Annotated in this window: 18 protein-coding genes; 16 read left to right on the plus strand and 2 right to left on the minus strand. The window is 63.8% G+C overall.

Going from position 1 to position 21,484, the window contains the following annotated elements; translation table 11 throughout:
- The first annotated feature begins 84 nt into the window (after positions 1–84).
- Genes EL388_RS05275 through EL388_RS05350 form a run of 16 tightly spaced genes read left to right on the plus strand, consistent with a single transcriptional unit; the run spans position 85 to position 17,925 of the window.
- Entirely contained in the window at positions 85–483 is a 399-nt protein-coding gene (locus EL388_RS05275; protein WP_126460673.1) for a flagellar biosynthesis repressor FlbT, read from the plus strand.
- A complete protein-coding gene (gene flaF / locus EL388_RS05280; RefSeq protein ID WP_126460676.1) occupies positions 464–862 on the plus strand; it encodes a flagellar biosynthesis regulator FlaF in 399 nt (132 codons plus the stop codon). Before EL388_RS05275 ends, flaF begins: the two co-directional genes overlap by 20 nt.
- Positions 859–1,860: a UDP-N-acetylglucosamine 4,6-dehydratase (inverting) gene (gene pseB / locus EL388_RS05285; protein WP_126460679.1), complete on the plus strand. Its 1,002-nt coding sequence runs from the start codon at positions 859–861 to the stop codon at positions 1,858–1,860. Before flaF ends, pseB begins: the two co-directional genes overlap by 4 nt.
- Entirely contained in the window at positions 1,857–3,020 is a 1,164-nt protein-coding gene (pseC, locus tag EL388_RS05290) for a UDP-4-amino-4,6-dideoxy-N-acetyl-beta-L-altrosamine transaminase (protein WP_126460682.1), read from the plus strand. The genes pseB and pseC overlap by 4 nt, the downstream gene beginning before the upstream one ends.
- Positions 3,020–4,102, plus strand: a complete 1,083-nt coding sequence (locus EL388_RS05295; protein ID WP_126464012.1) for an N-acetylneuraminate synthase family protein — start codon at positions 3,020–3,022, stop codon at positions 4,100–4,102. The genes pseC and EL388_RS05295 overlap by 1 nt, the downstream gene beginning before the upstream one ends.
- A 2-nt stretch (positions 4,103–4,104) precedes the next feature.
- A complete protein-coding gene (gene hisH, locus EL388_RS05300; protein ID WP_126460685.1) occupies positions 4,105–4,722 on the plus strand; it encodes an imidazole glycerol phosphate synthase subunit HisH in 618 nt (205 codons plus the stop codon).
- 7 nt (positions 4,723–4,729) lie between these two features.
- Complete coding sequence (hisF, locus tag EL388_RS05305) at positions 4,730–5,524, plus strand: imidazole glycerol phosphate synthase subunit HisF (RefSeq protein ID WP_126460688.1); 795 nt, start codon at positions 4,730–4,732, stop codon at positions 5,522–5,524.
- 8 nt (positions 5,525–5,532) lie between these two features.
- Positions 5,533–6,831 (plus strand): N-acetyl sugar amidotransferase, encoded by a 1,299-nt coding sequence (locus tag EL388_RS05310; RefSeq protein ID WP_126460691.1) that lies wholly within the window; start codon positions 5,533–5,535, stop codon positions 6,829–6,831.
- A 10-nt stretch (positions 6,832–6,841) separates the two neighbouring features.
- Positions 6,842–7,522: an acylneuraminate cytidylyltransferase family protein gene (locus tag EL388_RS05315; protein WP_165919195.1), complete on the plus strand. Its 681-nt coding sequence runs from the start codon at positions 6,842–6,844 to the stop codon at positions 7,520–7,522.
- Positions 7,523–7,566: 44 nt separating this feature from the next.
- Positions 7,567–8,991 (plus strand): UDP-2,4-diacetamido-2,4,6-trideoxy-beta-L-altropyranose hydrolase, encoded by a 1,425-nt coding sequence (gene pseG / locus EL388_RS05320; RefSeq protein WP_232019189.1) that lies wholly within the window; start codon positions 7,567–7,569, stop codon positions 8,989–8,991.
- Positions 8,988–10,043: a pseudaminic acid synthase gene (pseI, locus tag EL388_RS05325; RefSeq protein ID WP_126460700.1), complete on the plus strand. Its 1,056-nt coding sequence runs from the start codon at positions 8,988–8,990 to the stop codon at positions 10,041–10,043. Before pseG ends, pseI begins: the two co-directional genes overlap by 4 nt.
- Positions 10,044–10,085: 42 nt before the next feature.
- Entirely contained in the window at positions 10,086–11,078 is a 993-nt protein-coding gene (locus EL388_RS05330; RefSeq protein ID WP_126460703.1) for a hypothetical protein, read from the plus strand.
- A 57-nt stretch (positions 11,079–11,135) separates the two neighbouring features.
- Positions 11,136–15,890 (plus strand): glycosyltransferase, encoded by a 4,755-nt coding sequence (locus EL388_RS05335; RefSeq protein WP_197721827.1) that lies wholly within the window; start codon positions 11,136–11,138, stop codon positions 15,888–15,890.
- Positions 15,887–16,336 carry a DUF2802 domain-containing protein gene (locus EL388_RS05340; RefSeq protein ID WP_126460706.1) on the plus strand — a complete coding sequence of 150 codons (450 nt, stop codon included), beginning with the start codon at positions 15,887–15,889 and terminating at the stop codon, positions 16,334–16,336. The genes EL388_RS05335 and EL388_RS05340 overlap by 4 nt, the downstream gene beginning before the upstream one ends.
- A 1-nt stretch (position 16,337) precedes the next feature.
- Positions 16,338–17,657: a flagellar hook-length control protein FliK gene (gene fliK, locus EL388_RS05345; RefSeq protein WP_126460709.1), complete on the plus strand. Its 1,320-nt coding sequence runs from the start codon at positions 16,338–16,340 to the stop codon at positions 17,655–17,657.
- A complete protein-coding gene (locus EL388_RS05350; RefSeq protein ID WP_126460712.1) occupies positions 17,641–17,925 on the plus strand; it encodes an EscU/YscU/HrcU family type III secretion system export apparatus switch protein in 285 nt (94 codons plus the stop codon). Before fliK ends, EL388_RS05350 begins: the two co-directional genes overlap by 17 nt.
- 58 nt (positions 17,926–17,983) lie before the next feature.
- On the opposite strand, the gene EL388_RS05355 is transcribed toward EL388_RS05350, so the two are convergent.
- Together EL388_RS05355 and map are read right to left on the minus strand one after the other, a co-directional pair.
- Positions 17,984–20,554, minus strand: coding sequence for a [protein-PII] uridylyltransferase (locus tag EL388_RS05355; RefSeq protein WP_126460716.1), 2,571 nt, complete (start codon positions 20,552–20,554; stop codon positions 17,984–17,986).
- A gap of 22 nt (positions 20,555–20,576) precedes the next feature.
- A complete protein-coding gene (gene map / locus EL388_RS05360) occupies positions 20,577–21,413 on the minus strand; it encodes a type I methionyl aminopeptidase (protein ID WP_269470958.1) in 837 nt (278 codons plus the stop codon).
- Positions 21,414–21,484 lie beyond the last annotated feature (71 nt).

Genomic DNA, 21,484 nt, shown 5'->3' on the forward strand with positions numbered 1-21,484 from the left:
CGGCGGGCCGTCAGGCCCGCCACCTAGGGTCTGATGGGTTTCGTTCCGTCAGTTCTTCCTGGACCTCTTGGGTAGGATTGAACCGTGCCGCTTAAGATCATTTTGAAGCCACACGAGAAGATATTCCTGGCGGGCGCCGTGATTGAGAATGGCAGCACCCGGGCCAGCTTTACGGTCCTCAACGACGCGGCCATCCTGCGCGAGAAGGACATTCTCACCGAGGCAAAGGCCGATACGCCCTGCAAGCTCGCTTATTTCCTGGTGCAACTGATGTACATGGACGGCGAGAACGCTGCCGGGTATCAGGAACGTTTTGCCGTTCTGGCGCGGGAGATCGCGGCGGCGGACCCGAACACGGCAGAATTGCTGAACGAAATCGCGCAGATGGTCCTGCAACAGAAGTATTATCCTGCTCTACGACTGGCGAACCAGCTGATTGCTTATGAAAAAGGGCTGACCGAGCATGGCAAAGAATCCTCTTGATTCCTATAGGGACGTACAAAAGGAGTCCTTATCGGGTCGTGAGTTGGAGGCATCGGTCCTGAACAAGGCGGCCACCATTCTGGCCGAGGTGCAGCAGAACTGGCATGCCCCTGACCTGACTGCGCGCCTGGATTTCGCCCTGCGCTTCAACCAGCAGCTTTGGACCCTGTTCCAGGCCGAGATCATGGAAGAGAGCAATCCGCTGCCGATGGAGGTCAAGCAGAACATTCTGGCCTTGGCCAACTTCGTCGACACCCGCACCTACAAGGTCATGGCCGATCCCTCGCCCGAAAAGTTGGATATGCTGATCCGAATCAACCACAACATTGCCGCCGGTCTGGTCGGCAATACGGAGCCGACCCAGTCGGGCCAAAAATGACCAAGCTATTCGATGATGCCTCGATTCTGGTGACCGGCGGCACCGGTTCCTTCGGCAAGAGCTTTATCCAGACCTTGCTCGAGAAGCATAAGCCCCGGCGCGTGGTGGTCTATTCCCGCGATGAACTCAAGCAGTTCGAGATGCAGCAGGATTTTACCGATCCGCGCATGCGTTTTTTCATCGGTGATGTCCGTGATCGAGAGCGGCTGCTCCAGGCCATGCGCGGCATCGACTATGTCGTCCATGCCGCGGCGCTGAAGCAGGTGCCTACTGCCGAATACAACCCGACCGAGTGTATCCGGACCAATATCGACGGTGCCGAGAACGTCATTCATGCGGCCATGGAGATGGGAGTCAAGCGGGTGATCGCGCTGTCGACCGACAAGGCGGCCAGTCCGATCAACCTCTATGGCGCGACCAAGCTGGTGTCGGACAAGCTGTTCGTCGCCGCCAACAACATGGCGGGCAGCCGGCCGACGCGCTTTTCCGTGGTGCGCTATGGCAATGTGGTAGGCTCGCGCGGCTCGGTGGTGCCCTATTTCCGAAAGCTGATCCAGGATGGCGCCAAGGAGCTGCCGATTACCGATCCGCGCATGACTCGGTTCTGGATTACCCTGGAGCAGGGCGTTGATTTCGTCATCAAAAACTTCGCCCGCATGCGCGGTGGCGAGATCTTCGTGCCCAAGATCCCCTCGTCCAAAATCACCGATCTGGCCACCGCCATGGCGCCGGGGCTGCCGCAAAAGATCATCGGCATCCGCCCGGGCGAGAAGCTGCACGAGGTGATGTGTCCGGAAGACGATTCGCACCTGACCGTTGAGTTTGCCGACCACTTCGTCATCCGGCCGGCAATTCGTTTCGTGGTCGAGACCGACTACATGGTCAACGGCCTGAATGAGCAGGGCCAGTCGGTACCGCAGGGTTTCGAATATAACTCCGGCACCAACTCACATTTCCTCAGCGTCGAGGAATTGCGCAGCTTCGTCGCCGCTGCATGAACTTCATCCCCTACGGCCGCCAGGACATCAACGCGGCGGACGTCGCGGCGGTGGTGGAAACATTGCAATCCGACTGGCTCACCCAGGGGCCGGCCATCGAGCGCTTCGAGCGGGCCATCGCCGACTACTGCGGTGCCGACCACGGCGTTGCGGTCAACAGCGCGACCTCCGCCTTGCACATTGCCTGTCTGGCCCTGGGCCTTGGGCCGGGCAAGCGCTTGTGGACCTCGCCCAATACCTTCGTCGCCAGCGCCAATTGCGCCCTGTACTGTGGGGCTAAGGTCGATTTCGTCGATATCGAATTCGATACGGGCAACATGAGCGTGGCTGCCCTGGCCGAGAAGCTGCAGCGAGCGGAACGGCAGGGAGCATTGCCGGATATCCTGGTGCCGGTGCATTTCGCCGGCCAGCCTTGCGACATGCCGGCCATCAGCGGTCTGGCCGAGCGATACGGCTTTCGCATCATCGAGGATGCCTCCCACGCCATTGGCGCCCGCTATGGCGATGAGCGGGTGGGTTGCGGCAAGTACGCCGACATCACGGTGTTCAGTTTCCATCCGGTCAAGATCATCACCACCGCCGAGGGCGGCATGGCGCTGACCAACTCGCCCGAGCTCGCCGCCGCAATGCGCCGCCTGCGCAGCCACGGCATCACCCGCGAGGCGGCCGAGATGGAGGGCCCCAGCGAAGGGGCCTGGTATTACCAGCAGGTGGAACTGGGCTTCAATTACCGGATGACCGATATTCAAGCGGCACTGGGCATGAGTCAGTTGCAGCGACTGGATGAATTCGTCGCCCGGCGCAATCTGCTTGCGGCCCGTTACGACCGCCTGTTGGCCGATTTGCCGGTTGGTCGGCCTGCGCTGAGGCCACCGATGACCTCGGCCTGGCACTTGTATGTCGTGCATGCACCCGATGGTGCGCGCCGGCGCCTGTTCGATGCCATGCGGGCGGCGAACATCGGCGTCAATGTCCATTACATCCCGGTGCATCTGCAGCCGTATTACCGCAAGCGTGGCTTCAAGCCAGGCGACTTCCCCGAAGCCGAGCGGCACTATGCGGCGGCGATCAGCCTGCCGCTTTTTCCGGGCCTGAGCGAGGCCGATCAGGACCGTGTCGCGGCCGTGCTGGCGGCAAGCTTAAAACAGGAGAATTCGTGATGTATCGCATTGGCAACCGCAACGTCGGCGACGGCGCGCCCTGCTATATCACCTTCGAGGCAGGCCCTACCCACCAAGGCCTGGAGTCGGCCAAGCGTCTGGCGACCCTGGCAGCGGAGGCCGGCGCCGATGGCATCAAGTTCCAGATCTTCGATCCTGATCGCCTGATTGCCGACAAGGATCTGAGCTATTCCTACGAGGTGCTGCTCGACAAGCTCACGGGCAAGACCGAGATGGTGACCGAGCCTTTGCGCGATATTTTCATCCGCCGGGCGATGACCGATGCCGAGTGGGCCGAGCTGCGCGCGCACTGCGGCAAGCTCGGGATCGGCTTCATTGCAACCATAGGCGATGAGGTCGGCCTTGCCCTGGCCCGACAGCTGAATTGCCACTCGTTAAAAATCGCCTCGGCCGACATCAACCATACCCCGTTCCTGCGCCTTGCCGCTCGCACAGGCATCAGCCTGCAGCTCGATACCGGCAGCGCCAGCTTCGGCGAAATCGAGGCGGCGGTGGATTTGATTCGTTCCGAGGGCAACGATCAGGTCATGATCCACAATTGCCCGACCGGTTATCCGGCGCGTCTGGAGAGCATCAACCTGCGTATGCTGCCAAGCCTGAAGCAGCTGTTCGCTTGTCCTGTCGCCTTTTCCGACCACACACCCGGTTGGGAGATGGATGTGGCGGCCGTGGCCTTGGGCGCCAATCTGGTCGAGAAAACCATCACCGAGGACCGTACCATCCGCAGCGTCGAGCACATCATGTCGCTTGAACCGGATGAGATGCGCCGATTCGTCGAAACCATTCGCAGCGTGGAGACCGCGCTTGGCCAGACGCGGCGCATCCTGTCCGATACCGAGAAGCGCAATCGCATCCGGGTGCGTCGCAGCGTTTATCTGGTCGAGCCGGTCAAGGCCGGCCAGCGCCTCGCCGATGCCCGGGTCCAGTTTCTCCGGCCCGGCTTCGGTCTGGCCCCTGACCAGTATGAGGCCATGCTCGAATACCGTTTCCGCGTCGACCTGCCGGCCGGCATGCGCCTGGAAGCGGGCCACCTTGTCGAATCGGGTGAGGGGAACGTCTGAGCATGAGCCATACCGGCATTGTCGACTACGGCATGGGCAACTTGAAGTCGGTGGCCAATGCGGTGGAGAAGGTGGGGGGGCATCCCGTCCTGGTCGCCGGCCCCGAGTCGCTTGCCGAATTCGATCACCTGATCCTGCCCGGCGTCGGTGCCTTCGCCCAGGCCATCGAAACACTGCGTGCCACCGGTTTGGCCGATGCCCTGATCGAATACGCTGGCTCGGGGCGGCCGTTGTTGGGTATTTGTCTTGGCATGCAACTGATGTGTCGATCTTCGGAAGAGGGCGGGGTGAATGCCGGCCTGGGGTGGTTTGATATCGATGTGGTCCGTTTTCCCGCAGAGCCCGGGCTCAGGGTGCCGCAGATCGGTTGGAATACTGTCGAGGTGCAGCGGGTGCATCCCCTGTTCGAGGGCATGGAGGACCGTTTCGACGTCTATTTTCTGCACAGCTACTATGCCCGACCCGATCAGGCGGCGGACGTGCTGGGCATGACCCAGCATGGCGTGCGCTATGCCAGCATGCTGGGGCGGGATAATCTTTGCGCCATGCAGTTCCATCCTGAAAAAAGCCACCACGTGGGCCTGACGCTGTTGTCCAATTTCATTCACAACATGGACTGAGCCGGTCATGCTCAAGCACCGTCTCATTGCTGTCATCATCGTGCGCCAGGGCCAGGTGGTGCAAAGCGTTCAGTTCAAGCACACCAACGTCATCCACTACGACGCCATTCACGCAGTCGAGGCCTTCAATGCCTGGGATATCGACGAATTGGTGTTGCTCAACGTATCGCGCAAGCCGGAGAGCCGGGATGGTTTTCTCCAGGTGGTGGAAAGTGCCTCGCGCTACTGCTTCGTGCCGCTAGCGGCGGGAGGCTGGATCGGCGACGACGACTATGCCAGCCGCTTGTTGCGCAGCGGGGCGGACAAGCTGGTGCTCAACACCGCCCTGGCCGACGACCCGGCCCTGGTCAGCCGACTGTCCGAGAAATACGGTGCGCAGTGCATCGTCGCCTCGCTCGATGTCAAGCATGACGCCGCGGGCAAGGCGACAGTATTCGTCGATCGTGGCCGCCGCGACACCGGCCAGCCGCCGGCGGAATGGGCGCGACGGGCCGAGTCCCTGGGGGCCGGGGAAATCTTCTTCAATTCCGTCGATCAGGACGGTGCCCGTCAGGGGTACGATTTGGCCAGCCTGAAGGCAGTTTGCGGGGCGGTCGGCGTGCCGGTGATCGCCTTCGGCGGTGTGTTCACCTGGCAACATCTGCTGGAGGGGATTCAGGCCGGGGCGGATGCCGTGGCTGCGGCGAATATCTTCCATTACACTGAACACAGCACGAAAAAGGCCAAGACCTATTTGCTGGAACACGGGGTCAATGTCCGCCGAAGCGGCACCCTAAAGACGTTTCAGGAAAATGCCGACTGAGGAACATCATGGAATACTGCAGCCGCTGTCTTTATCCCGCCAACGCCAAGCCAACCATTATTTTCGACGAGGAGGACGGTGTCTGCAGCGGGTGCAACTACCACGCCAGCCGCGAGAGCAGGCTGGCCAATATCGACTGGGATGAGCGCGAGCGCATGTTCGCGCGCATCTGCGAAGAGGCCAAGCGACTGGCCAAGGAGCGGGGCAACCCATACGACTGCATCGTGCCGGTAAGCGGCGGCAAGGATTCCCACTACCAGGTCTGGCTGCTCAAAGAGCGCTATGGCATGACCCCGTTGCTGGTTACCTTCAATCATGCCTTCAATTCGCCGATCGGCGATCGCAATCTGGCCAATCTGGTCGAGAAGTCGGGCTGCGAGCACATCCGCCAGACGGCCGGTCTCGATTCGGTGCGGCGTCTGTCGCTGCATATGCTGAAGACGGTGGGTGACCTGACCTGGCACTATCACGCCGGCATTCGCACCCTGCCGTTCCGGGTCGCCGTGGAAAAGAACATCCCACTCATCGTCTGGGGCGAGCACGGTTTCGCCGAGCTCACCGGCATCGTCACCCTGGAGGATTTCGTCGAATTCACCAAGTGGACGCGCAAGGAGCACGACATGCGCGGCATCGAGGCGCACGAGCTGATCGGCAAGGGCGGTATTACCGCCAGCGACATCGCCCCCTATGTCTTTCCGACCGACGAGGAAATCGAGCGGGTCGGCGTGCGTGGCATCTACATGAGCAATTTCTTCAAATGGGACGCCAAGTTCCAGGTGGAAACGGTCATGCGGCAATGGGATTTTTCGCCGGTCAGTTACGAGCGCGACCGGACTTTCAATCTGTATGCCAAGGTCGAGGATCATGCCAACGATGTGCATGACTATCTGAAATTCCTGAAATTCGGCTATGGCCGGGCGACCGACGATGCCAGCATGGAAATCCGCCATGGCCGGATGACGCGGGAGGAGGGCATCGAGCAGGTGCGCCACTATGATGCCCGCGAGCCGCGCACCCTGGCTTTTTATTGCGAGTTGATGGGCATCAGCGTCGACGAGTTCTATCGCATCATCGAGCCGATGCGCGACCCGGCGATCTGGGAAAAGGTCAACGGCGACTGGCGCATGAAGGATGCCGTCTATCGCCACCCAATCGGCGCGGCGGAGGAGGCGGCCAGGGTCAAGCAGAATGTCGATCGCACCTTTTCGCCAGCGAACCAGGCCCTCTATTTCAACCCGCTCAATCCGCCGCTCAAGCGCGGCTTCCCGGCGGCCGACGAGTTTCCGCTGCGCTGCCAGGTCTTGTAAGCGAGGCAGGATGAGCACCGTTGCCCTGATCCCGGCGCGCGGCGGCTCCAAGCGGCTCCCCCGTAAGAATATTTTGCCGATGGCGGGGCTGCCCATGTTGGCCTGGCCCATCCACGCCGCGCAGGAAAGCGGCATGTTCGACCGTATCTGCGTCAGCACCGAAGACGCCGAGATCGCCGAGGTCGCCCGCCGGTATGGCGCAGAAGTGATCGAGCGCCCCTTTGATATCGCACAGGATCGGTCCACCGTTGTCCAGGTTTGCCTGCATGCCCTGGAGATACAGCCCGACATCGAGCTGCTTTGCTGCATATATGCCACTGCCTGTCTGCTTCGGCCGCAAACCCTGGTAGCTTCCCGCGCCTTGCTCGATGAGGCACCGGCCGCGGATTTTGTAATGGGGGTGTCGGAGTATGAGCACCCGCCGGTTCAGGCCCTCAAGGCCGACGAGCAGGGCTTTCTTTCCTATATGTGGCCGGAATGGCGAGGGGTGCAATCCCAGTTCCAGCCGCACCTGGTGGTAAGCAACGGCACGTTCTACTGGGCGCGCGCCGAGGCCCTCCAGCGCGAGCGCAGCTTCTATGGCAGCCGGCTCAAGGGCTTTGTCGTCCCGGCGGACGAAGCCGCCGATATCGACACCATTCAGGATATCGAGTGCGCGCGGCGCCGGATCGAGGAACGGGTGTGCGGCTAGCCATCCGGGCCGACGCTTCCATCAGCTTGGGAAGCGGCCACATCATGCGCTGCCTGGCCTTGGCTGGCGAGCTTCGCTCCCGTGGCGCCCAGGTGGTTTTTCTTTGCCGTTCCCTGCCCGGCAACCTTATCGATTCGATTGAGCAACAGGACTACGACTGCCATCGCTTGCCTGGGATCGGGCTTGATTCCGAATTGGAAGATGCCGAGACCTGCCTGGCACTTCTGACCGAAGCCGTGGACTGGCTGGTGGTTGACCATTACTCGCTTGGCCGGGTCTGGGAACAGGCCATGCGCGGTCGGGCCAGGCATATCCTGGCGATCGACGATCTGGCAGATCGGGCGCACGACTGCGACATCCTTCTGGACCAGAACCTGCATCCGTCAGCCGAAGCTCGATATGCCAAGCTGACGGAGGCGGGCTGCCGTTTGCTGCTGGGGCCGCGCTATGCCTTGTTGCGGTCGGAATTCGCTAGACTCAGGCGAGCCAGCACTGAGACCGCAAGCCCGGTAAGGCGCCTCCTGGTCTTCTTCGGAGGCGGCGATGCCGGCAATGAAACCGGCCGTCTGCTGACGGCTCTGGGATTGCTTGATCTCTCAGGGATGCAGGTGGATGTCGTGGTGGGGGGGGCGAACCCCCACTACCCCGCATTGCTGGAGCAGTGCCAGCATATCGGGGGCAACGTGCATCTGCACCGACAGGTCGACAATATGGCCGAATTGATGGCAGCTGCCGACCTTGCAGTCGGGGCCGGCGGGACTGCAACCTGGGAGCGCCTGGCTGTCGGCCTGCCCAGTTTGGTTTGGGCCGTGGCCGACAATCAGCGACCTGGCCTAGCGGTGCTGGCGGCCGAGGGGGCGCTGGCCAGCCCGTCGCCGGACTCGCTGGCGACGCCGGAGGGGATTGCCCACCACCTATATGCCTTGCTGCACAACCCGGCATGGCGCCAAGCGCTCGCCCAACGTGGCAGCCAGTTGTGCGATGGCCGAGGGGCACAGCGGGTGGCGGCAGTCCTGCTGGCTGGGGAGCTTCACTTGCGACGGGCTGTCAGGGCGGATTGCCAAATGCTGCACGAGTGGCGGAACCATCCCGAGGTTCGGCGCTACGCTCTTGACCCTTCGCCGATTCCCTATGCCCAGCACGAGCAATGGTTTCAGGCGACTTTGAGACAGGTGGACCGTATTTTGCTGGTCGGCGAGGCTGCCGGGGGTCAGCCGATTGGTGTATTGCGGTACGATTTGGCTGGCGATGAGGCCGAGGTTTCGGTCTATCTACGGCCCGAGTGCATGGGTTTGGGGCATGGCGAGGCCATTTTGCGCGCTGGTGAGCGATGGCTGGCGCAGGAGCATCCGGAAATCGTCCGGTTCAAGGCCTCGATCCGGGCTGAGAATGCGGCCTCCAAGGCTGTATTCGGGCGGCTAGGCTATAAGCAGGCCTATGGCATCTATACAAAGGATATGACGCGGTGAAGCAGACGCTACACATTGGCGAACGAGCGGTTGGGACCGGGCATTCCCCTTTCGTCATCGCCGAGATGTCAGGCAACCACAACCAATCCCTGGACCGGGCCTTGGCCATCGTCGAGGCAGCGGCCAGGTCTGGAGCTCATGCCCTGAAGATCCAGACCTATACCGCGGACACCATGACCCTGGATTTGGCCGAGGGCGAATTCCGCATTGCCGATGCCGACAGTCTGTGGGCCGGTAAGTCGCTGCATCAGCTCTATCAGGAGGCGTATACGCCTTGGGACTGGCATAAGCCCATCTTCGACAAGGCGCGCGAATTGGGTATGCTGGCCTTCAGCACGCCATTCGACGAAACCGCCGTCGATTTTCTGGAGGATTTGCAGGTCCCCTGCTACAAGATCGCCTCTTTCGAAAACACCGATTTGCCGCTGATTCGCAAGGCGGCGGCCACGGGCAAGCCGCTGATCATTTCCACCGGCATGGCCAGCATCGCCGAACTGGACGAGACGGTGCGTGCCGCGCGCGAAGCCGGCTGTCGCGACCTGATCCTGCTCAAATGCACCAGCACGTATCCGGCCACCCCGGAAAACAGCCATATCCGCACCATTCCGCACATGCGCGAGTTGTTCGCTTGCGAAGTGGGCCTGTCCGATCACACCATGGGCGTTGGCGCCGCCGTCGCCGCGGTGGCGATGGGGGCCACGGTGATCGAGAAACACTTCACCCTGCGTCGGGCCGATGGCGGGGTCGATTCGGCTTTTTCCCTTGAGCCGGAGGAGATGCGGGCCCTTGTCGTGGAGAGCGAGCGGGCCTGGCAGGCGCTGGGCGAGGTGCGTTACGGACCGAGCCAGGCTGAGCGCAAATCGCTGGTATTCCGGCGCTCGCTCTACATCGCCGAAGACATGCGGGCCGGCGAGACGCTGACGCGTGCCAACCTGCGGGCTGTCCGGCCCGGTCTGGGCCTGGCACCGAAATATCTGGATATCGTGCTGGGCAAAAAAGTGAATTGCGATCTCAAGCGGGGCACCCCGCTCACGTGGGATGTCCTGGCCTAGCCCACGTGCGGCGGCCTAAAGAATAAGGCGATAGGGGAAGAGGTGGAAAAATCTCAAACGATGACCCGGTGTGCCGAGATGATGACCTCGGTATGCGAGGCCTGGGTTCAGGGGCCGAAAATTCTCGACCTGACGGCCCAGGCCGGTGCCGATGCGGCCGATGTCTTTGACAGCGTCCTGGCAATCGATGCCGTATTCGAAGGTCAGGACTGGCGCGAGGCACTCAGGGGGTGGACAGTGAAAGTGCGCCCGGGCGGCCGGATATTGTTCAGCGGCCGCGCGCGTGACCATCTCGAGCGATATGTCGCCATGCCGGACAGCCAGCAGCATCAGCTGAAGCCTTCAGCTTCGGATATTGTGGCGGCGGCCGACGAGCTTGGTTTGCGGATTCTGGAGGTGGTGCCGCTTTGTGCGCTCGATGCCGGGCTATTCGTCCATCCAGCCGATGGTCGGCCGTTATCGGGCCAGTATTGGTGGAAGCGCGCCTTGTCGTGGGCTCATTCCGACGAAAAACTGGCCGCATTCTGCCGGTTTCTGGAGCGAGAGTTCTTCGCCCGCATGCCTGTGTCGCTCTCGCCGCACATCGTCGCGGTACTGGAAAAGCGGGCCGATCCGGCAGCAAACCGGATCTGGCTTGAACGGCAGGCCGCGATGAACGAGGCCATCGCCGGCAATATCGATTTTCAGGTGATTTCCCCTTACCTGGCGGAGCCCAAGTCCTGGCAAAAGAAACTGCAGGACCATCTTCAGCATGCGCGCAACCGGGTGGTTTTTCACCATTTATTTACAGCGCTTTGGGCGAATGCGCCCAGCGTCGATGTCGCTTCGTTCCTGCCGGACGGGCAAGGCCGGATACTGGCCGATTGGGCTCATCGAGAAATTTTGGATATGTGGGTGACTACCCTGGCGCAGGCGTGGCATCAGCAGGAGCCGGTCCATCAAAATTTCATCTACCGGGAGATCGATCTCGGATCCATGACCGACTACAACGCCATCAACAAGTTGCTGAGTGCCTGCCTGAGCCGGCAATCGTGAAAGACATCGATGAATAACGCGCTTATCTGCCTGCTGTGGCCGAAGAATTTTGGGGCCTTGCGGCATTACCTCCACAACCGGCCACGTGTCGTATTGACGATTCAGGACTATTGCACGGATGAGCTCAAGCAACTGGTCCTGGAATCCGGCAGCACGCTGATGACGCTGGAGGAGCTGCTCGATGCCTCGACACGCCAGGCGAATGCCATCGAGGCAGAAGGCAGGGTTGATGCGATCCTGAAGCAACTCCAGTCGCCGGAATGGGCCGGCTTGGGCTCGGCGGGCGGGTTATCCCAAGAGGATTTGTTCGAAATCTATGCGCCGATGATCAAGAGCGGCATGATCGTCGGCCAGAATATCGTCACCGTGCTCGATGCCGCGCGTCAGCGCTATCGCATCGAACTGCTCATGGTCAACGAGGAGTGGATGACGCTCTCGGCCCTGGCGATCCAATGGGCGAAGCAGCGTGGCGTTCCCAGTCTGCATCTGACCCACGGCGTTGGGCTGTCGCGCTACTACAATGCGCACCAGCGCTTGCAGGCGGATATCATTGCCGTGTTGGGTCAGCGTGGCGCAGAAAGCTGCATCGATGCCGGCGTTGCCGAAGATCGGTTGCGCATCACCGGCAACCCCGCTTGGGATGTTTACGCCCATTTGCCTATGCGGCAGCAGGAGATTCGGGATGTCCTGTCGGCCCACCATGGCTTCCCGAAAGATGCCCGGATCGTGATGTTTGCCACGACCTGGGCGGCCGGGATGACCGCCTTCTCCGAGCCGAAGATCTACGACGAGACCATTACCGCCTTTTTCGAGGCGTGCGGACGCTTGCGCAAGGCCGGCCAGAAACTGGTTTGCGTCATCAAGGACCGGCCATCCAACATGGATTTCGGGCCGGCGCGGGTGGCCGAGTTGGCTGTGCAGTCTGGGCTGCAGCCAAGCGATTACCTCTATACCTCGGAATCCACTGAGTCCTGGCTGACGGCTGCCGATGTTGCAGTCTCGGTGGATTCCAATATCTCGATCGAGGCAATGCTGGCGGGGGTGCCGGCGGTCAATCTGATTACCGATTTCGGCTGGTTGATGGGGCCGTCCTTTGGTGCGGATGACGGCATTATCGAGATAGCCCCTGCTGACCTGGCATCGACCTTGCAGAGGTTGCATGAGGACAGGCCGTATCGGGCTGCTGTGTTACAGGCGCAGCGCAAGCGTCTGGCCTATTTCAACTGCGCCAATGATGGCCGCGCGGCGGAGCGGGTGGCCAAAGTGATGCTCGAATGCGCCCGGCCGCTTACCGAGGCGGGGACTGTGCCTGCCACCGACATTCCGCGCCGCGGCTTCGTTTGGGAAGAGCTGTCGGCCAGCGCCGAAGCCGATCTCAAAGGCGCCTATCACGACCACTTGCGGGCGGAACTGCTGATCCTGATGGGCAAGGCGCCCAATCGAGTGCTGGACATCGGCTGCGCCGGCGGCGCCACCGGGGCTAAGATCAAGGAGTATTTCCCGGACTCGCAGGTGATCGGCATCGAACTGAATCGCCAGGCCGCCGAGGTCGCCCGCGGCCGGATCGATCTGGTCATCGACCGGCCGCTGGAGGAGGTGGACTTCGCCAGTTTCGGCATCGAACCGCACAGCATCGACACCGTCATCGTGGCCGACGTGCTGGAGCACCTGTACGACCCCTGGGCGGCCATGCTCCGCCTGCGTCAGTGGTTGACGCCGGATGCCCAGATCCTTGCCAGCATCCCCAATACCCGCAATCTCTGGGTGCTTAACGAGTTGGCCAATGGGCGTTTCCCCTATGAAAAAGAGGGCCTGCTCGACGTCACCCATATCCGCTTCTTCACCCGACAGGAGATCGAGAAGTTTTTCCATGAGACGGGCTTCATTATCGAGAAGTGGGATCGCACCCTCGATGGCCGGTTGGAAAAACTGGAATTGCCGGACAATGCCCGGCATATCGAAACGGAAAAACTCATCCTCAAGGACGTCAGCCCCGAGGAGTTCCTCGATCTGAAGACCCTGCAGCACCTGGTGGTGGCGCGGCCGATGCCGGACGAGGAAATGCTCGCCATTCGACCGCCCGAGCCAGGCCGGGGGCCGACGCCGGAAGAGATGTATCGCATCTGGACCGCGGCCCGGCAGTTCCAGGACCGCGATGCCGCCTGGCTGGCCGAGCGCATGGGTCAGTGGCCGCGGTTGCCGCTCTTCCATTTCGGCATGATCGTGCCGCCCGGCAGCGAGGAAGGCATCGGCCGCACCCTGCAAAGCCTGACCGGTCAGTTCGTCAACCAGACCTGGCGGCTGACCATCGTCGCCCATTGCGAATTGCCGGCGGACACCGAGCAGTCGGAGGTGATCCAATGGCTGGTGGCAGACGAGACCAAGCCTGCGCTGCCGCTGCTCAATGCCGCCCTGCTGACCAGCGATGCCGAATGGGTGGCGATGATCGAGGCCGGCGACAAGTTGGCACCGCATGCCTTGTTCAGCTTGACCGACATCATCGTGCGCAAGCCGGATTGGCGGCTTATCTATACCGACGAAGACAGCCTGGCCGACGACGGCAGCCGCTCGAACCCCTACTTCAAGCCCGACTTCAGCATCGACACCGTGCGCTCTGCGCCCTTCGCCATCGGCGGCGTGCTGCTGGCCCGGCAGGATCTGTTCGCGCAGCTGGGCGGCTTCCGCAGCGAACTGGAGGGGGCCGAGCAGTGGGATTTGAGCCTGCGCGCCTATGAGCAGGTGGGCGAGGCCGGCATCGGCCATATCGCCGACATGCTCTATCACCGGGCCGCAACGGGCGGCCATTGCAGCCGGCCGGCCGAAGTGGTGCAGGCCGCTTCGGTCGATGCGCTGGCCGAGCATCTGGAGCGGCAGTCGCTGGCCGGCGATATCGCCGAAGGGTTGATCCCCGGAACCTTCCACATCCGCTATCGGCACCAGGCGACGCCCAAGGTCTCGATCGTCGTGCCCACGCGCAACCAGGTCGAGATGTTGCAGCGCTGCATCGGCTCCATCGTCGAATTCACCAGCTGGCCCGACTGGGAACTCTTGGTGGTCGACAACGGCAGCGACGAGCCGGAGGCGCGGGCCTATCTCGACAAGCTGCGCCAGGCCGAGCCGGAGCGGATCAAGGTCCTGAGCTATCCCAAGCCGTTCAACTTCTCGGCCATGAACAACCTGGCAGCGAAAGCTGCCAGCGGCGATTATCTGCTGCTGCTCAACAACGACACCGCCGTGCTCCAGCCCGATTGGCTGGAGGAGATGATGGGCTACGCCCAGCAGCCGGAGGTCGGCATCGTCGGGGCGCGCCTGGTCTTCCCCGATGGCAAGATCCAGCACGCCGGCGTCATCCTCGGCATCGGCGATTCGCCGGCCGAACATGCGTTCATCGGCTGTGCGGGGGACGAGGTGGGCTATTTCGGCCGCTTGAAGCTGCCGCAGGACCTGTCGGCGGTGACCGCGGCCTGTCTGCTGATCCGCAAATCGGTTTACGATGCGGTCGGTGGCCTTGACGAAGCGATGTTCAAGGTCTCCTACAACGATATCGATCTCTGTCTCAAGGTGCGCCAGCAGGGCTATCGTGTGGTCTGGACCCCGCATGCCACGCTGTTGCACGAGGGCTCGGTCAGCCAGCGCGGCGGCGTCGAGCAGAAGCAGGATGCGGCGAAGGCCGAGCGCTTCAAGGGCGAGCAGCAGGCGATGTATGGCAAGTGGGGCAGGCTGATCGCCTACGATCCGTTCTACAACCGCAACCTCAGCCTCAATGCCCGCGATTTCCGGATCGAGGTGACCCCGGCCCTGACCCTGGATCCGGACTGGCGGCCGCGGCCGCGCATCCTGGCCCATCCGGCCGACCGCTTCGGTTGCGGCGAGTACCGCATCATCTCGCCCATGCGCCAGCTCAACCAGGCCGGCCTGGTTCAGGGCTGGGAGACGGGCAACTATGTCTCGGTGCCCGAGCTGCTGCGTTTTGCGCCCGATGCCGTGGTGTTCCAGCGCCAGATCGAGACCCATCAGCTCGAACTGATCGAGTCCTACATCAGGAATCTCAAGTCCTTCCGCGTCTATGAGATCGACGACCTCATCACCAATGTGCCGCTGAAAAGCCTGGGCCGCAAGGATTTCGAGAAACTGAAGGCCGCCGGACTGAACAAGAAGTTCCGCAAGGCCATCGGCCTGTGCGACCGGCTGGTAGTCTCGACCCAGTATCTGGCCGACGAGTATGGCTCCTTCAACCAGGACGTTCGGGTGGTGCCCAACTATCTGGAGCGGGCCCGCTGGGGCGAGCTGACCTCGCTTCGCCGGCAGGGCGAGAAGCCGCGCGTGGGCTGGGCCGGCGGCGTGCACCATGCCGGCGATCTCGATCTCATCATCGACGTGGTCAAAGAGACGCATGAAGAGGTGCAATGGGTGTTCTTCGGTCTGTGTCCGGAGGTGATCCACCCCCTGGTCGAATTCCATCTCGGCGTCGACCTGGAGGAATATCCGCGGAAGCTGGCCAGCCTCAATCTCGACCTGGCGGTCGCCCCTCTGGAAGACGTGCCCTTCAACCATGCCAAGAGCCACCTGCGCCTGCTCGAATACGGCATCCTCGGCTTCCCGGTCATCTGCACCGACATCACGCCCTATCGCGGCGACTATCCGGTGACCCGCATATCGAACAAGCACAAGGATTGGGTCGATGCCATCCGCGGCCATGTTGCCGACATGGACGAACTGGCCCGCATGGGCGATCGCCTGCGCGATTACGTGCAGGCCAACTGGATGCTGGAAGACCACCTCGACGTCTGGCTCAAGGCCTGGCTGCCATGACCCTGCCCGAGCTGCCGCCGATCTCGATCAACGCCGAGGAACTGCTGCTGGCGGTGGTGCTGGCCACCCTGATCTATCTGGTCGAGTGGTTGCTGTTCTCCCGCAATCGGCGCAGCAAGGCGCAACCTGCGGTGCGGGTGGAGCCCCAGGCCGGCAACGAGGCCGAGGTGGCGATGCTCAAGGCTCAGGTGCTGGCCCTGAGCGCCCGGCTGGAAATTCTCGAACGCGAGTTGGTGGAACAGAGCGCGCGACTCGGCGAAGCCAAGCCGGCCGCGCCCAGGTTCGGCGGGGCGAGGGAGGAGGCCGCCCTGTCGCCCTATGCCCAGGCCACCCAACTCGCCCGCCAGGGTGCCACGGCCAGCGAGTTGACGGAGCGTTGCGGCATCTCTCGCGGCGAGGCCGAGTTGATCGTCGCGCTCAATCAGCCCCCTTCGATTACCTCCTGACGTGAACATCAACCTGCTGCCCGCCGCCGTCGTTGAGTGGCTGAAAAGCCAGGGCACGACGCTGCTGCAGGGGCAGAGGCCGGTAACGCGACCCCTGCAGTTCGAGCCGGGCAAGACCTACGAAGGCAGGCTGCTGCAAAACCTGGCCGGTGGCCGCTCCCTGGTCCAGATCGCCAACCAGTTGCTTGACATGGCCCTGCCCAAGGGCAGCAAGCCGGGCGATACGCTCAGGCTCACCTATCTCAAGGCGGCTCCGCAGCCGACTTTCCTGCTGCAACCCCAGCCTGGCCGCATTGGCGAGACCCAGGCCGTGCGCCTGAGCGAGGCAGCGAGCCGAATCGCCACCCTGGTGCGCTGGGCCGGGACGACGGCAATGCCGGCGGGCGCCAGTCAGTCCGCGAATCCCATCAGCCAGGCAGTGACGCAGCCGTCAGGCAATCCGACATCGGCCACACCCGGCGGCGCGGCCCAGGCCGCCCAGCTCAAGGCTGCGCTACCCGATGCCGCCGGGTTGACCGCTCGTGCACCGGCCGCGGGCCAGGCTGCCGGCGGTCCGGCGTCGAACTATGTGGCCAATCAGACGGCCAATCAGGCAACCCCGGGCCTGGTCGGCCGCTTGGCCCAGCCCGATGCGAGCCAGCTCGGCGCCCGTCTGGTCGCGCCGCCCCTGCCGGGCGGCACGACACCGGCGAGCAGCGCCGCCTTGCTGGCGTCGGTGCCTCTGTTGGAAGAAGGCTCGGCCGAGGCCGAAGCCTGGCTCGGTCCCTTGCGCCAGGCGGTCAAGACCAGCGGCCTCTTCTACGAGGCCCACCAGGCCCGCTGGGTGCGCGGCGAGCAGACCCTGGCCGAGTTGCAGCGCGAGCCACAGGCCAAGCTGGCCCAGGCCGAATTTGCCGGCAACCGGGTGGCCGAGCTCGACGGCATGCCGGAGGAGGCCGCGCGCCTGGCCGGCCGCCAGTTGCAGATGCTGGAGGGCCAGCCCTTCGTCTGGCAGGGCCAGGCCTGGCCGGGCCAGATGCTGCAATGGCTGATCGAGGAGCGGCCCGAGGGCGAGGGTGGCGGCGAGGAGGAGCCGCCGGCCTGGCGCACCCAGATGCGCTTGAAGCTGCCGCGTCTGGGTGGGGTGTTCGCCGAGATCGATCTCATGGCGCAAGGCCTGCGCTTTCGCCTGCGGGCGGACGATGCGCAGACCCTGGCCCAGATGCGCGAGGCGGTGCCGCTGCTGACCAAGCGGCTGGATGCCGCCGGCCTGGCGGTGTTGGCGGTGCGGATCGAGCCGGGGTTTGCCGAAGCGGAGGAGGGCGATGGAGTCGCCGGCTAAACCGGTCCAGGCCGTGGCCCTGGCCTACAACGAGACCGAGGCGGCACCGCGGGTGGTGGCCAAGGGCCGCGGCCTCTTGGCCGAGGAGATCATCCGCCGGGCGCGGGAGGCGGGGGTCTATGTCCACGAGTCGCCCGAGCTGGTCAGCCTGCTGATGCAGGTCGACCTCGACGAGCGCATCCCGCCCACCTTGTATATCGCCGTGGCCGAGTTGCTGGCCTGGATCTATCGCCTGGAGAAGGGCCTGCCCGAGCCCGGCCAATCGTAGATGCACTTTGTGCATCATCCACTGGTGCGCACATCCTACCGACCAAGCGCGGATTGGATCAGGCCGGCTGCAGGGCGGCCAGCAGATCCTTTTCCAGGGCCAGGCGGTCGCCGGGCTCGGCCAGCGCTTCTCCCTTGAGCACGAAGACGTCCTCGGCCCGGCCGCCCAGGGTGTTGACCTTGGCGCTGCTGAGCTCGACCTGGTGCCGGCTCAACACCCGGGCCACGTCGTAGAGCAGGCCGGGGCGGTCGCCGGCGGTGAACGAGAGCACGTGGCTGTGACCGCTGTCGCTCGGGCTCAGGGCGAGTTCGGGCTCGATCGGGAAGTACTTCAGTCGTCGCGACAGCCGCAGGCCAGCCAAATCAGCCAGCGGCGGCCTGGCCCGCAAGCTCGCGGCCAGCTCGTATTCGATGTAGTTGAGCACGTCGCGATAGGCGACGGCGCGGTTGGCCTCGTCCATGACCAGGAAGCTGTCGAGGGCGAAGCCGTCGCGCGTGGTGTGTACCTTGGCCTCGAGCACGGTGTATTGCATGCCGGCGAAAAAGCCGCAGATGCGGGCGAACAGGCCGGCCTCGTCCGGCGCGTAGACCAGCACTTCCGCACCTTCGCCGATGGGGGCGAGGCGGGCGCGCACGATGATCGACTCGCCGCGGCGCAAGAGCGGCAGCAGACGTCGGGTCTGCCAGGCGATCGCCTGTGCTTCGTGGCGGATGAAATAGACGTCGTCCAGCTTGGTCCACAGCGCCTGTTCGACTCCGGTCTCGTAGCCATACAGGCGCAGGGCGGCGCGGGCCTGCTCCTTCTTTGTCTCGATGTCGTCCTGCACCGGTGCGCCGCCTTCCAGCACGCGGCGGCTGGCCAGATACAGCTCGCGCAGCAGTTTGTCCTTCCAGGCATTCCAGATCTTCGGATTGGTCGCGCGGATGTCGGCCATGGTCAGCAGATAGAGCGCGGTCAGTCGCTCGACGCTGCCGCAGCGGCGGGCGAAGGCGGTGATCACCTCGGGATCGCTCAGATCCTCTTTCTGCGCCGTGCGCGAAAGTGAGAGGTGCTCGCGCACCAGCCAGGCGACCAATTCCACATCGGCCTTGGCCATGCCGTGCGCTTGGCCGAATCGGCGGGCATCGACGGTGCCCAGGGTCGAGTGGTCGCCGCCGCGGCCCTTGGCGATGTCGTGGAACAGGGCCGCGAGGTAGAGCAGGTCGGGCCGCTCGAACTCGCGCATCAGGCGGTGGGCCAGCGGGAACTCGTGGGCGAATTCGGACAGCGCCAGCCGGCGCAGGTTGCGCAGCACCATCAGGGTGTGTTCGTCGACCGGATAGATGTGCACCAGATCGTGCTGCAGCTGGCCGGTGATGCGCTCGAAGGCCGGCAGGTAGCGGCCGAGGATGCCGAGCCGATGCAGCAGGCGGGTGGCCTGGGTCACGCCCCGCGGCTGGCGCAGAATGTCGAGGAAGGCGGCGCGGTTGGCCGGGTTGCGGCGGAAGCCGGCATCGATGCGCTGGCTCGCTCGCCAGAGGGCGCGGTAGGCGTTCGGGGTCAGGCCCTTGAGCTCGGGGTGGCGCTGCAGGACCAGGATGGTCTGAAAGATCGCCTCCGGCATGTGCTCGTACAGGGCCTCGTCGGCCAGGTCGAGACGATTGCCGCGCTGCAGGAAGCCCGGCGCATCGGCGATCGGGGCGATCTCGACGATGGGTCTTTGCCGCTGGCGCAGGATGCCGAGCAAGAGCTCGTTGGCGAAGCTGATCTCGCGCGCGGCCTGGTAGTAGCGCTGCATCAGGAGCTCGGCGGCGCGGCGCGGCCCCTTGGCGGCGAGGCCCAATTCGAGCGCCAGCGCCTCCTGATATTCGAACAGCAGGCGATCCTCGCGCCGCCGGGCAGCAAGATGCAGCTGGATGCGCAGCCGACTGATCAGGCGCACCGCCGCATTCAGCCGGCGCACCTCGGCCGGCTGCAGCAGCCCCTCGCGGGCCAGGCCGGCCAAGTGCCAGGGCAGGCCCAAGGCGCGGCTGACCCATTGCACCGTGTGCAGATCGCGCAGGCCGCCCGGGCTCTCCTTCAGGTTGGGCTCCAGCAGCATGGCGCGGTCGGCGAAGCGGCCATGGCGGTTGCCTTGCTCCAAGAGCTTACCCTCGAGGAAGGCCTGGGGGTCGAGCTGTTGCTGGAAGGCCTGCTGGAAACGCCTGAACAGCCGCCGGTCGCCGCTGAGAAAGCGGGCCTCGAGCAGATTGGTCTGGATGGTGATGTCCTTGCGACTCTCATCCAGGCACTCGCTCAGGCGGCGTACGCTGTGGCCGATGGGCAGGCCGACATCCCAGAGCAGGGCGATCAGCGGCTCGAAACAGGCGCAATCGGCCTCGCCCAGGCGGTCGTCGAGCAGGAACAGGACATCGACATCGGACTGTGGATACAGCTCGGCCCGGCCGTAGCCGCCGACGGCGACCAGGGCCGCGGCGCCCGGCAGCGCGTGCGCCTGCCAGATCTCGTTGAGCAGCTGATCGACCGCCTGGCTCAGGCCGGCCAGCAGCGTGGCCGGACGGCGGTGGCTTTGATAGTCGCGATAAAGGTCGTCGCGGGCGGCCTGCAACTCCGCCCGCCAGTGGGCGAGGCGTTCAGGCCCGGTATTCATGCCCAGTATTCAAGCCTGCGCTTCATGCCGCGACGAAGGCCGGCGGCGGCGGACTGCCGGCCGAGACGGTGAGCACCTCGTAGCCGGTCTCGGTCACCAGGACGGTGTGCTCCCATTGCGCCGACAGGCTGTGGTCCTTGGTCACGATGGTCCAGCCGTCGTTCAGCATGCGGATATCGCGCCGGCCGGCATTGATCATCGGCTCGATGGTGAAGATCATGCCCGGCTGCAGCACGGCACCGGTGCCGGCCTTGCCGTAGTGCAGCACCTGCGGCTCCTCGTGGAACTTGCTGCCGATGCCGTGGCCGCAGAATTCGCGCACCACGGAGAAGCCGTTGGCCTCGGCATGCTGCTGGATGGCATGGCCGATGTCGCCGAAGTGGATGCCCGGCTTCACCATCTGGATGCCCTTCCACATGCACTCGTAGGTATTGTCGATCAGGCGGCGGGCCAGGATGCTGGGGGCGCCGACCGTGAACATGCGCGAGGTGTCGCCGTGCCAGCCGTCCTTGATCACGGTGATGTCGAGGTTGACGATGTCACCCGCGCGCAGCTTCTTGCCGCCCGGCACGCCGTGGCAGACCTGATGGTTGACCGAGGCGCAGATCGATTTCGGATAGGGCGTGTGGCCGGGCGGCGCGTAATTGAGCGGGGCCGGCACGGTGCCCTGCACGTTCACCATGTAGTCGTGGCAGAGCTTGTCGAGTTCCTCGGTGGTGATGCCGGGCTGGACGAAGGGGGTGATGTAGTCGAGCACCTCGGAGGCCAGGCGGCCGGCGACGCGCATCTTTTCGATTTCTTCCGGGGTCTTGATGACGATGGACATGCTTGCTTTCTGGCCCTGTTTGTCTTGCCGAATCCGCTTCGGGTTTTGCCGCTATTGTACTGTGCCCGCTGGCTGGCCGCGGATTTGGCCCTGCCAGGGGCAGG

The organism is Sulfuritortus calidifontis (assembly GCF_003967275.1).
GTDB lineage: Bacteria > Pseudomonadota > Gammaproteobacteria > Burkholderiales > Thiobacillaceae > Sulfuritortus > Sulfuritortus calidifontis.